Source organism: Psychroserpens sp., from assembly GCF_047633235.1.
GTDB lineage: Bacteria > Bacteroidota > Bacteroidia > Flavobacteriales > Flavobacteriaceae > Psychroserpens.
Genome location: NZ_JBLIET010000001.1, coordinates 1 through 13,819, shown reverse-complemented (window position 1 = coordinate 13,819; position 13,819 = coordinate 1). Strand labels below are relative to the sequence as shown.

Genomic DNA, 13,819 nt, shown 5'->3' with positions numbered 1-13,819 from the left:
AATAAAATAGTATTCAGTCGCAGTCGCCATAGAAGTATTCAATATCTTACTATTGTAAATTACATAGGCATGTAGACCGATTAGATTGAATAAATAACAGATAAATTAATTAATAAGATTCCTACATACTCAGAAATGATAGAAATATGAACAAAACAGCATTAATAACAGGAGCAACAAGCGGAATTGGTAGAGCAACAGCTCAGGAATTTGCAAAACATGGGATTAATTTAATCCTCTGTGGAAGACGTCAAGAACGTTTAGACACCACCCAAAAAGAATTAAGCAAACAAACAAATGTGCATACACTCAACTTTGATGTACGTGATAAAAAAGCAATTTTTGAAGCCATTGAGTCGCTACCCAAAGATTTCAAAACCATAGATATCCTAATTAATAACGCTGGAAATGCGCATGGAATGGACCCAATACAAACTGGAAACATGGACGATTGGGATGCTATGATGGATATCAACGTTAAGGGATTGCTTTATGTGAGCAAAGCCATTATACCTCAAATGACCGAACGTAAAAGTGGTCATATAATCAACATTGGGTCATCTGCAGGAAAAGAAGTGTATGCAAAAGGAAATGTGTATTGCGGAAGCAAACATGCGGTTTTAGCAATAACTGAAGGAATGCGAATTGATTTAAATCCATTCGGAATAAAAGTAACTGCCATAAATCCTGGTCTCGTAGAAACCGAATTTTCTCAAGTACGATTTAAGGGCAACCCAGTTGCAGATAATGTTTACAAAGGTTTCAAAGCTTTACAAGCTGAAGATATTGCAGAAGTCATCCAATTCGCTATTTCGAGACCGGCTCATGTGAATATTGCAGATGTCCTTATGTTTTGCACAGCACAAGCTAATTCTACAATTGTAAATAAAGAATTATGATTAACTAGATTGGCAAGAATGGATTAATACAATATCAAAATATTGAAAAATAAACGAGTAACTCATAAAGATAAAATGAGTATATTAAGAGCGCTATCACTCACAGTAATGATTAATATACCACAACATTTGGCCCTTAAAAAACAGGAGCTATAAACTCATGAAACAATTAATATCTTGTGTTTTTTGTCTTTCTTTATGGATGACCTCATGTCCCTCAATCGCTCAAAAAATTGAGGATACCCGTTTTATTATTCATAAAGTAGATTTAAATACCCAGACTCTAAAATTTTATCATCAAAATGACATAGGTATTAACTTCGGAAATTTTAAAACTTTAAAACAAGAGCTTTTACATAAAAATCAGGAACTTGTATTTGCTATGAATGGTGGCATGTACCTTAAAGATGGGTCTCCTCAAGGTTTATATATAGAAAAGGGCATAACAAGAAAACAAATAGACACCACAAAAGAAGCCTATGGTAACTTCTATTTACAACCCAACGGGATATTCTATATAACTAATGATCATCAAGGTATTGTAGTCAAAACAACAGATTTTAATAGCAGCCCAAGTATCCGTTATGCAACTCAATCTGGACCAATGCTAGTGATTAATGGTAATCTTCATCCTGTTTTTGTAAAAAATTCTAAAAATTTACACATTAGAAATGGCATTGGCATTCTACCAAATGGTACGCTTTTATTTGCCATGTCTAAAAACCCTATTACTTTATATGATTTTGCAGCATTCTTTAAAAATCGTGGTTGCAAAAATGCTTTATATCTCGACGGATTTGTGTCTAGAGTTTACCTTCCGAAGAAAAAATGGAAGCAAGAAGATGGTGATTTTGGAATAATTATAGCAGAAACTAAAACGATGAATTAAATAAAGAAATTCCTATTTTTACGTGAAATGAACTAAATAGATGTCCGCTTTCGCGGAAAGTAAACATGATTAATAAACGACTTCTTATCAAAAACCTACTTGCTCATAATGATGAGAATAGTTTTTATGATAAAAAACGAAAAGTTGATATTACTCATAAAGAAGGTAAAGCAAAATTTTTGAAACATGTTTGTGCTCTTTCAAATAGCAACCCTAAAAACAACTCTTTTATCGTTATTGGAGTTGAAGACGAAGACAATCAAATTATTGGTGTTAACTTTTTTGATGATAGTAAAATTCAAAACCTCATCAATGCTTATCTCTCGAATCCACCAATTGTGCAGTATGAGAATATCCCGTTTCCTCATTTGCCAGAGAATAAAGTAGTTGGCTTAGTTACCATTAGACCTATTGACAAAATAACTTCATTAAAAAAAAATATATGGAAATATTATGGTGGCTCTGTGTTTTTAAGAGATGGAAGTATAAGTATGCCAAAAGTATTTAATATCGAAATTGAAGATGTAAATTCTAAGATCGTAGCAGCAATAGAATCTCATTCTCAAAACAACATTGAATACACACTTGACGGTGTATTTGATTTCATGAATATGCGCAAAGATTATAATCCGCAATACAAAGTCTTTAAAGAGTATTTTGTATTATGCTGGTCTGGTCAAAAGAAATTAGTAAAAAATAACGTATTTTTCTCTAGAGTGGATATCGAGTTAATTAACGAGCAAGTACGCTTATTCTTTTCAACTTTTGATGAAGTATCAATCTCCTTCAATGAAAATACATTTAAAATCATTGAGTACGTGAATCTAGGACTACAAAATCAAAACAAACATTATAAACTAGAAGAAACGATTATTCACTTTGAAGACAACGCACATTATAATATTGAAACAAACTTACTATTTGAGCCTCCACAATTTGATAAAAAAATATTACATCATATCTATAATACCAACAATGCTTTATTAGAAAAATTAAAAAAGGGATTAAATCTCAACAACAACGAAATAATAGATTTAGAAAACTTACCAGCAACATACTTAATATGTTATCTCAACTTATTTCATGACGCCATTGATAAACTAAACGAAGCAAAACCATATTTAAAAACTCATAGTACACTTGTCTACCAGTCTTACCAAGAGGCCACTCGAATTTTACGTAAAATCAAGTACAGTTAATCGAAGTATTTTACAAAGATTATCGCTTAGACCTTTTTATTTGCTAGTCACAGTAATTATTCTTGAGCTTCTAAAAATTTTAAGAAATTCGCTTTGCTATTAATCAATTACATACAACCTTATTTCTAAATCGACTTGTCGAAAAGGAAATAAGGTTTTTGTTTTTCACAAAAACACTGTAGCAGTCTTCTTAACAGTTCTTCCCTTTTATTATTTTCGTGCATTTTTAATAATATAAAAAGTTAACAGCACTTAATAAGAACCCAAATTACCATTCATACCGTTTTTTTCGCTTGTTGTAGTAATTATTCTACACCTATTAAAATTTTTACGATTTTTGAAGTGCTATTAATCAATTACATATGACCTTATTTCTATATCGCCTTGTCGGTTATGAAATGAGGTTTTTGTTTTGTAAGATGTTACAATAGTCTTTACACCAGCTATATCTCTTAGGTCCTTTTCGTGGGTTTTTCATAAAATAAGACGACAACCAATTTCAACTAAAAGCACCATTCGTACAGTTTTTTTAACCACTTATAGTTTTTTTTGAATAGTAACTGAATTTTTTACGATTTCAGTAATGCTATTAATAAATTACAAATTACCTTATTTCAAAAACGACTTGTCGATTATGAAATAAGGTTTTCTATTTTAGAGCGATAAACAAAGTCACTTTTTCTCGAAGAAGCTCCTGATACAGCCCCAAACGCTGTATCCATTTAATGTTATAGGTTTTAATTTTTTCTTTAAATTTCTTACGAAGTATTTGAATTTTAGATGTGTTTAAATCTTTCTTTTTGATGTTTTTAAATTCGGAAACATCAGCTAGTACAGTTGTATTGCTTTTGAAGATTCAAATAAGTAATTCACAACTTCTTATTTGTCCAAACTCCCAAAACGTCTTAAATCGATTGGCTTTGCACCAAAACTAGCTCTCCAATATAAGTGTTGAATCTCTTTCGTTATCATAACTTTTGGACTTAAGACCATAAGGATCGTTTAATCTGAAAATCTAAAAACCGTTCCTGTTATAGAAACGGATTTTAGAAAATTTTATTGGAAATAATATTTTCCCAATTAAAATAGCGATATAAAATCTTTCCCTATGAAAGAAAACTTGAGGCCGATTCCTATTTGACTAAAGGCTCCTTTTCTAAAAGTGCCCTCCAATGCCGTTGGCACATTAATTCTTGTTTTGTCAACACGAAAGGCGTAATCTAGGTAGATCATGAATTCGCGTGAAATTTCATATGTCAAATAAATACCATAACTATTTAATCGTGCTGTATCAATTTGATAGACGTTGTCTGATTTTTGATTTTTATATCTCGCTTTTCCAAAAACAGAAGCGGTAAGACCTATTCTGAAATTTTCGGTAGGGATAAATTCATAGCCCAAAAATAAAAATTGCTCTGCAATTCTCGTTTTTTTGTAATCTCCTAAAATTGAAGGGTCTTTTACATCAAAATAACTTGCACCTAAAGAGCCTCCAACAAAAAACTGTTTGTATACATATATTTGAACTTTGAAATTCAAACCCCCATTTCCTTCCAAGCCATTCCCAATAAAATTATCGCCAGTTGGAATTGGATTATGATAACCTATTGAATACGCAACATTGCGTTGTTTAGAATCGGGGATGGAAACATCGCTCTCTATAGCTTCTTTTAGTCCTTCATTATTTTGTGCATTTAGACCAAAAGCAAATGCTATAAATAAGCATAAAACTGCCTTTTTAATAATTAAATGTAAACTCATAATTATCTTGGTCTATAGTAAACGTTTGGGTAATTAAATCTTGCTCATTTATAGAATAGGTGAAGTCTACAACCGTACCGTAAGGCGAACTAAAACGCCCTGCTATATCTGGCATGTTGTCATTTAGTGTTCTATTAAGTGTTCGGTTTTGGTAACAGTAACTTAAACCAGAATCTAGGACACCTTCAACATAATACTCTAAACAAGCAGTATCTCTAAAGTTGAAAACATACTGAAACGTATTACCCTCAACGCTTGTTCTAGTAAAATCATAATCAATAGTGGCAACTCTATCTAAGGTTAACGTTTCTAAATCAAAAGTTAGATTTTCTGGCACATAGTCAACAGTACTCGTTGTATATGAATAATTTGTGTAGTTATTCTCATTGAATACTACAATAGAAAAATCTTCATCCCTATCAAATAGAGAAGTCACTTCAAAAGTACCGTCTTGATTGCTATAATTTCGACCAAGTAAATAATCGTCTGTTCCTAAAGGTCCTGGCGCATTAATATACCCTCCAGATAAACGTCTTGTGTAAACACTTATTTGAGCGTCGCTTATTGGCTCACCAGTATCACTAATTATAATACCTTTTACTTGTACCCTAGCATCTGGCGCGAATCTCACTTCGCAGCTTAAAATAAGCAAAGGGAAAAGGATCAAAAAGAAATGTGGATGTCGTTTCATTGTGAATGGATTGGTTTATACTATAGATGCCTAAAATATAAAAAGGTTGCGTCAATTTGTAAAAAAAAAGCCACATCAATTGATGTGGCTTTTTTTCTATTATTTAAAGTATGCTATAAATCGAACTTGATCCCTTGTGCTAAAGGCAACTCATCAGAATAATTGATTGTATTTGTTTGTCTGCGCATATAGACTTTCCAAGCATCAGAACCAGACTCACGTCCTCCACCTGTTTCTTTTTCCCCTCCAAAAGCGCCACCAATTTCGGCTCCAGAAGTTCCTATATTAACGTTTGCAATTCCACAATCTGAACCAGCATAAGATAAAAATTTCTCTGCCTCTTTCAATTCGTTGGTCATAATCGCAGAAGATAATCCCTGTGCAACTCCATTTTGTTTTACAATAGCATTCTCTACCTCTCCAGAATATTTTATTAAATATAAAATCGGAGCAAATGTTTCATGTTGTACAATTTTAAAATGATTTTCTGCTTCAATAATAGCTGGTTTAACATAGCAACCACTTTCAAAACCTTTCCCTTCTAAAACACCACCATCAACTAATACATTTCCACCTTCAGCTTTCGCTTTCTCAATAGCAGCTAAATATGTATTTACAGAGTCCTTATCAATTAATGGTCCAATATGGTTCTTTTCATCTAAAGGATTTCCAATGGTTAATTGACCATAAGCACCAACAATAGCATCTCTTACTTTATCATAAACAGATTCATGAATAATTAATCGTCGTGTAGACGTACAACGCTGTCCACAAGTTCCAACAGCACCAAACACAGCACCAGGAACCACAACTTTTAAGTCTGCAGTTGGTGTGATGATAATCGCATTATTACCTCCTAATTCTAATAAAGATTTTCCAAAACGCTCTGCAACAGTTGTACCAACTATTCTTCCCATTCTTGTTGAACCAGTCGCAGAAATTAAAGGAACTCTATGATCTGTAGTCATCATTTCACCTACTTTGTGATCTCCATTAATAATACAAGAAATCCCTTCAGGTAAATTATTTTCTTTTAAAATTTCTGCAATAATATTTTGACAAGCTATTGTACATAAAGGTGCTTTTTCAGAACCTTTCCAAACACATACATCACCACAAATCCATGCTAAAGATGTATTCCAAGCCCAAACCGCTACTGGAAAGTTGAATGCAGAAATGATCCCAACAGGTCCAATTGGATGCCATTGTTCTCTCATTACATGTCCTGGACGTTCAGATGGCATTGTTTGTCCGTTTAATTGTCTTGATAATCCAACAGCAAAATCACAGATATCAATCATCTCTTGAACTTCACCATAACCTTCTTGCAAAGATTTACCCATCTCATAAGACACCAATTTTCCTAATGGCTCTTTTAAATCTCTTAATTTGTTACTAAACTGACGAACAATATCTCCACGTTGTGGCGCTGGTACATCTCTCCATGACTTATATGCAGTTGTTGCTGCGTCCATAACCTTGTCGTAATCTGCTCGTGTTGTCGTCTTTACTTTTCCAATTAATTGTCCATCAACAGGAGAGTAAGATTCTATAATTTCTCCTGTAGAAAAATTATTTGAACCGGTAGATGTTCCGTTATTAATATCCTTTACACCTAATTGCTGTAAAGCGTCTTTAATTCCGAAATCGGTAGCAATTGCTTCCATATATGCTTAAATTTTATGATTTATTAAATTATCATGCGAAGTTACTAATAAATTATCGTTTTTTCTTGATGCACCTTAACGAATACTGTAACCTTAAAGCACTTAAAAACGATGCGTTATCAATAAATACAACCTCTCATTTACCCTGTTGTTAGCTCTATGTTTTAGCTCTGACGAACTTGACAAAAATGCTAATGAGACAGCAAAAGTTAGCGCGTTGGAAATTTCCGAAGAAAAACAAGAATCAAAATCAGAATCCCCATTATTATTCATGGTAGTGCAGTTACGATTCTTAAAAAGAATATGACTTTGAAAAATGAGGAGACTTATAACGTAAAGCGGGAAAAACTATCAAAGTTGGTCGTCATATTTCAAAAATGGCAATAGAAGAAAGAGAATTGATGTTTGTGTCCCAGAAGCTAACAGTCCTAAAACGAATTCTATCTCATTTGCAACGAATACTATTTTATCAAGAACACCTAACATAAACACATCACCAAAACTCTATTTTTAGTATAAATTTAGAGTATCCAACTATCAAATTGATGGTTAGAGTTTTAACATAAAAACCAATTAACACATCTATTAGCCATGAAACTAAAACATCTTTCCATCATTATTTTCTGTTTAGTAATTTTATTTTCCTGTAAAAAGAAAGATACTATTACGCAAGAAACGGATAACTTATTCAAATATAGAGACTATATAAGTTACACCTCATCTGGATTACAATCTGTCGCAGAGCCTATAAAAATAAACCTTGCCAATGCCATTGAAGGTTGGGAACAAGGACAGGAATTAAAAGGAGAACTCGTAAGTCTTTCACCTCATACAGATGGAAAATTAGTCGTTTTAAATACCCATACTATCATATTCACGCCAGACGAACACCTTGATCCAGCTACTGAATACAAGGTTAAAGTTAAATTAGACCAGATTTATAAAAACATGCCTAAAAACTATGAGGACTATGTCTTTCAGTTTAAAACAATAACTCCAAATTTCAGTATCAATACCAATGCTTTACAATCGTATAGTAAACAGTGGCAATATCTAGAAGCTGTCATTAAATCGGCAGATATAATTTCAATAGAAGCCGCAAAAACACTTGTTGAAGCTTCTCAAAACGGAAAGAAATTAAAATTAGAATTTGATGAAATCAATGTCTCTGCAAAACAATTCGAATTTAGAATTGACAGTATTAATCGTTTGGCTGACGATTCTGAAATACTCATAACATGGAATGGCACATCTATAAAAGCAGAAAATAAAGGCAAAAATACAATTCAAATTCCTGGAATAAATAATTTTAAAATTATCAACGTTGAACCTTATAAAACGCCTGAACAGTTTTTATATATCAACTTTTCTGACCCAATAAAAAACCAACAAAATTTTGATGGGTTAGTCACTATTCAAGGCGTAAAAAAACCAAAATTTGTGGTCATTGGCAACGTCTTAAAAGTCTATCCAGACACTAAATTAGTTGGTGATATTCAGATTGATGTGTTTCAAGGTATTATAAATGAAACTGGTTATAAGTTGAAACAGCCATTTTCTGAGGCGATATCTTTTGAAGAAATAAAACCTATGGTTCGCCTCATTAATAATGGGACTATTCTTCCAAACTCTAATGATCTTAAATTTAATTTTGAGGCAGTTAATTTAAGTAGTGTTGATGTTAGAGTGATTAAAATTTTTGAAGATAACGTTTTGCAATTTTTACAAGACAACCCTTTAAATAGCAATAACCAAAATGAAATCAAACGCGTTGGTCGTCGTATTGCTAAACAAACCATCCAACTGCAATCGACAGCAGAAAACTCAGGAAAATGGAAAGCATACAGCATCGATTTATCTAAGTTTTTTAAAGCAGACGCAGGTGCAATTTATCGTATAGAAATTGATTACAACAAAAACTATTCTTTATATGACTGCGAAGCCAACCCAAGTAGTGCTCTGAACGAAGATAATGAATACGATGATTATTACCACGAAGACGATTACTATTATGAAGAAAATTATGCTGAAACATCTACTGAAGATGAAGATTTAAAAGAGGAAGACTATTGGGATAATCGTAATTATAGATACCGAAACTATACATATAATTGGAGACAACGAGATAATCCTTGCAACGATGCTTACTACAGTGATAATCGTATTGTCACACAGAATTTAATTGCCTCTAACTTAGGCGTGATTGCTAAACAAGGCGCGAACACGACCTATTATTTTGCGGTTACAAATATCCTCAATACTGACCCTGAAGACAATGCGATAATTAAATTATTTAACTTTCAGCAACAAGAAATTGGATCTGTCTCTACAAATAATGAAGGTTTAGCAATTTATAAAGCTAATAAATATGCGTCTTTTGCCATTGTGACCAAAGGTAATAACACAAGTTATATGAGGCTTACCGACGGAAACTCTCTATCTCTAAGTAAGTTTGATGTTTCAGGAAATAAATTACAACGCGGACTAAAAGGCTACATCTACGGAGAACGCGGTGTTTGGAGACCTGGAGATTCTTTGTTTTTAACGTTTATGCTCAATGATAAAGCTAATGAGCTTCCAGAAGGCCACCCTGTAAAGATGGAAGTGACCGATCCCAACGGAAAACTAGTTTACAAAAACGTAACCTCAGATAATGTGAATAACTTCTTCAAGTTTGTTATACCAACCTCTCACGAAGGAAAAACCGGAAACTACAGTGCAAAAATATCTGTTGGTGGTGCGCAATTTTACAAGGCTCTTAAAGTTGAAACTGTAAAACCTAACCGTCTAAAAATAAAAGTTGATTTTGAAAACGAAATCCTTTCTAGCAAAGACCCTCTTTATGGAACGCTCGATGTAAAATGGTTACATGGTGCTCCTGCAAAAAACATTAAAGCAGAAGTTAAAGCAAAATTTAATGCTTCATACACGAATTTTAAGAACTATAAAGGTTACATATTTAATGATCCTACACGACAATTTAACACCGAAGAACTCAATGTTTTTCAAGGCAATATTGACGCAGAAGGAAAGGCAATAATTAGCACAAAACTGGATATTGGTAAAAATGCACCAGGAATGCTCAACGCTGAATTTTTAGTAAGAGCTTTTGAAAATGGAGGTGATTTCTCTCTTGATGCCTTTACGAAAAGCTATTCACCTTTTGAGTCTTATGTTGGTTTAAAGTCACCAGAAGGTAACTACTATGGTTCCTATTTCACAGACACCAATCAAATATTTGACCTAGCGGTTGTGAATAAAGAGGGAACACCTGTAAAACGAGATAATCTAGAAATTAAAGTCTATAAAGTAGAATGGCGTTGGTGGTGGAACTCTTCTTACGACAACCTATCAAACTATGTCTCTAGTAGTTACCATAGACCAATTTTAAACCAAAAAGCATCTACAGGAGCAAATGGAAAAACAACGTTCACACTTAACATCCCTGAAAACGATAGAGGGCGTTACCTGATTAGAATTTATGATCCTATAAGTGGTCATGCTACTGGACGTACTGCTTATTTCTACAAAAACTGGTCTGGTATGTCAACAGGTAACAATAAAGAAGCTGCTAAAATATTGGTTTTTGCTAGTGACAAGGATAACTATAATGTTGGTGAAACTGCAAAAATAAAATTCCCCTCTGGTAGTGAAGGTCGCGCATTGGTGAGTATAGAAAATGGATCTGATGTGATTGATTACAAATGGGTAAAAACCGAAAAAGGGGAAACAACGGTTGATATTCCTATTACTTCAGAAATGGCGCCAAACGTATTTATCAATATCTCTTTATTGCAACCTCATGCGATTACAAGCAATGATTTACCAATCCGTTTATACGGAGTGATTCCAATTTTAGTTGAAGATCCAAAAACAATTCTAGAACCAGAATTACAAATGGCAAGTGTCCTGCGTCCAGAACAAGAATTTGAGATTTTCGTTTCAGAAAAAAACAAAAAAGCCATGACCTATACTATTGCGATGGTTGAGGAAGGCTTGCTAGATCTAACTCGTTTTAAAACACCTAATGCATGGTCTGAGTTCTATTCTCGAGAAGCACTTGGTGTAAAAACTTGGGATATTTTTGATGATGTGATTGGAGCGTATTCTGGAAGTATTGATCAGGTATTTGCAATTGGTGGTGATGGAAGTGCTGCAAAGGGAAAGAATAAAAAGGCAAATCGTTTTAAGCCTGTAGTGACGTATTTAGGGCCTTTTGAATTAAAAGCAGGACAACGTAAAGCACATCAACTTAAGTTACCAAATTATATTGGAGCCGTGCGCACCATGGTTATAGCAGGAAATAACGAAACCGAAGCTTACGGTAGCACAGACAAATCTGTAGAAATCAAAAAGCCTTTGATGGTGTTGGCGACACTTCCAAGGAAATTAAGTCCGGGAGAAAAAGTAACCCTTCCTGTGACTCTATTTGCTATGGAATCTAAGGTGAAAAACGTGACTTTAAGCTTAAAGTTGAGTGACGGGATTTCAGTTGTTGGCAGTGCTACTCAGAAACTCGAATTTACAAAGCCTGATGAAAAAATGGCGTTTTTTGAGTTGGATGTTTCAAAAGCAAAAGGCATTAATACTGTTGAAGTGATTGCCACCGGAAATGGCGAAAAATCAACCTATAAAGTAGAACTTGATGTTACGAATCCAAACCCGATGACTTCAAAATACGAGACTGGGAAACTGGAGGCAAATGCTTCGGAAATAGTAGAATTTTCAACTTTTGGCGTTGCCGGAACCAATACCGCCGTTGTAGAGTTTTCAACGCTTCCGCCAATGGATTTCTCTAAGCGACTTCAGTATTTGATTCGCTATCCTCATGGATGTGTTGAACAAACCACGTCTGGCGTATTTCCGCAGTTATATTTAAGTGACATCTTTGATTTGAAGTATGAGAAAAAACAAGAAATCCAGTCCAATATTGAAAACGGAATCAAGCGTTTGGGTGATTTCCAAAGACCAAATGGCGGTTTAAGCTATTGGATTGGAGAAAACACTGCCAATGATTGGGGAACGAGTTACGGAGGCCATTTTATGATTGAAGCCGAAAAGAAAGGCTTCGTATTACCACTCACATTTAAAAATAATTGGTTGCACTACCAAAAGCAGGCCGCGAGAGATTGGAGACCTAGCTATAGAAACTATAATTCAGATTTAGCTCAGGCTTATCGATTATACACATTAGCATTAGCTGGAAGTGCCGATTTAGCATCGATGAACAGGTTGCGAGAATTTAGCGAAATTTCTAATAAAGCAAAATGGCGATTAGCTGCCGCTTATGCATTAGCTGGACAAAAGGAAGCGAGTGAGACATTAGTTAATAAAGCCAATATAAGTTTCAAACCTCAAAAGTATAATTACTACACTTATGGCTCTGCAGATAGAAATAGAGCAATGGCTTTAGAAACAATGATCATTACTAAAAACCCAAAAGCGCGCAATCTTGCAGAACAAATAGCCAAAGATTTATCAAGTAATCAATGGATGAGCACGCAAACAACTGCATATAGTTTATTAGCAATAGCAAAACTTGTTGAGGCTAATGGAGGAAAGGACATGAATTTGAGTTATACTTTTAATGGTACAACCGAAACGATAACCACCAAGAGTACTATCGCACAAAGAGAACTTGTGGTTAGCGATGGATCAAATACTCTAAAACTTGAAAACAGTATTGGCAATTTAGTGTATGTGAGGGTTTTAAATTCTGGTCAATTACCGTTAGGTCAGGAATTAGTTGAACAACGTGGACTTGGAGTAACTGTCATTTATCAAGACCTTAAGGGCAACCGTATAGATGTTAAAAAATTACAACAAGGACAAGATATCGTAGCAAGAATAACAGTTAGTAATAAAGATGACAATCGACTTTATAATGTCGCATTAACACAGATTTTTCCTTCAGGCTGGGAAATTGTCAATACGCGCTTCACAGATTTTGGCGATACCACAACGAGCCAAGCACGTTATACAGATATTCGTGATGATCGTGTGAATTTCTATTTCGACATAGGAGGAAGCGGGAATAATGACGGAGAAAAAGTATTCACAGTAATGCTCAACGCAGCTTACTTAGGAACATACTATCTCCCAGGAACGCAAGCAGAAGCGATGTATGATAATGATTTCTTTGTGAGAAATAAAGGGCGTTGGGTTACCGTTGTGAAGTAACAAGAACAAAATAAATCCTTCCCTTTTTTCGAGAGAAGATGGACACAAACTCCGTAAAGAGTATAAAGACAGAAGGATAAAACCATAAAAAGAAGTATCGCACTATTATTATAGAAACCCTATTATGTAGTTGTTTTTATATCAACACATACTAAAAACAGTAAAGGTTATGCCAAAATAGCTAATCAAATGGAAATCTTAGACTAACAACAAGATGAGTTTTTAGGGATTGAAAGATTGCGATCACCGTAGGTTCTAGGAAACGTTTAGAAGCTATCAAAAAGTGGAAACATCAAACCGATTATTTAATAGCGGAACGAAAGTAGAAGAGGTTTGGTATAATTGGTATAAGGTGAGAATTTGTAAAGTGGAGTGTGAGTATGGGTTTAGTTCTTAACTTCCTATTTTACCTTTTCAGAGTAAAATGGGCTTTAAATTCTTTACGGTCGCCTGTAATAGGCTCATTGTACTCTACTGCAAACCAGTAGTCGCTTGTTGGGAGTTGGCTCCCGTTGTAGGTTCCATTCCAGCCT

General features: G+C 34.1%; 8 protein-coding genes. 4 read left to right on the top strand and 4 right to left on the bottom strand.

The annotated features are described in order from the left end of the window. Positions 1-146: 146 nt before the first annotated feature. The 3 genes from ACJAZK_RS00040 to ACJAZK_RS00030 all read left to right on the top strand — a co-directional run bounded on the left by ACJAZK_RS00040 (position 147) and on the right by ACJAZK_RS00030 (position 2,987). On the top strand, positions 147-899 hold the full coding sequence (locus tag ACJAZK_RS00040; RefSeq protein WP_415221990.1) for an SDR family NAD(P)-dependent oxidoreductase: 753 nt from the start codon (positions 147-149) through the stop codon (positions 897-899). Positions 900-1,059: 160 nt separating this feature from the next. Then, positions 1,060-1,788: a phosphodiester glycosidase family protein gene (locus ACJAZK_RS00035; RefSeq protein WP_415221989.1), complete on the top strand. Its 729-nt coding sequence runs from the start codon at positions 1,060-1,062 to the stop codon at positions 1,786-1,788. Positions 1,789-1,853: 65 nt separating this feature from the next. Next, a complete protein-coding gene (locus ACJAZK_RS00030) occupies positions 1,854-2,987 on the top strand; it encodes an ATP-binding protein (RefSeq protein WP_415221988.1) in 1,134 nt (377 codons plus the stop codon). Between the two features lie 1,080 nt (positions 2,988-4,067). On the opposite strand, the gene ACJAZK_RS00025 is transcribed toward ACJAZK_RS00030, so the two are convergent. From ACJAZK_RS00025 to ACJAZK_RS00015, 3 genes are all read right to left on the bottom strand, one after another. Next, positions 4,068-4,748, bottom strand: a complete 681-nt coding sequence (locus ACJAZK_RS00025; RefSeq protein ID WP_415221987.1) for a hypothetical protein — start codon at positions 4,746-4,748, stop codon at positions 4,068-4,070. Further along, positions 4,726-5,439 carry a hypothetical protein gene (locus tag ACJAZK_RS00020; protein WP_415221986.1) on the bottom strand — a complete coding sequence of 238 codons (714 nt, stop codon included), beginning with the start codon at positions 5,437-5,439 and terminating at the stop codon, positions 4,726-4,728. The genes ACJAZK_RS00025 and ACJAZK_RS00020 overlap by 23 nt, the downstream gene beginning before the upstream one ends. A gap of 113 nt (positions 5,440-5,552) precedes the next feature. Further along, entirely contained in the window at positions 5,553-7,106 is a 1,554-nt protein-coding gene (locus ACJAZK_RS00015) for an aldehyde dehydrogenase family protein (RefSeq protein WP_415221985.1), read from the bottom strand. Positions 7,107-7,697: 591 nt separating this feature from the next. Between ACJAZK_RS00015 and ACJAZK_RS00010 the strand changes: the two genes are divergently transcribed. Further along, entirely contained in the window at positions 7,698-13,286 is a 5,589-nt protein-coding gene (locus ACJAZK_RS00010; protein WP_415221984.1) for an alpha-2-macroglobulin family protein, read from the top strand. 406 nt (positions 13,287-13,692) lie between these two features. Here ACJAZK_RS00010 and ACJAZK_RS00005 read toward each other — a convergent pair. Then, positions 13,693-13,819, bottom strand: a 127-nt coding sequence (locus ACJAZK_RS00005; protein WP_415222100.1) for a T9SS type B sorting domain-containing protein, incomplete at its 5' end; no start/stop codon positions are given.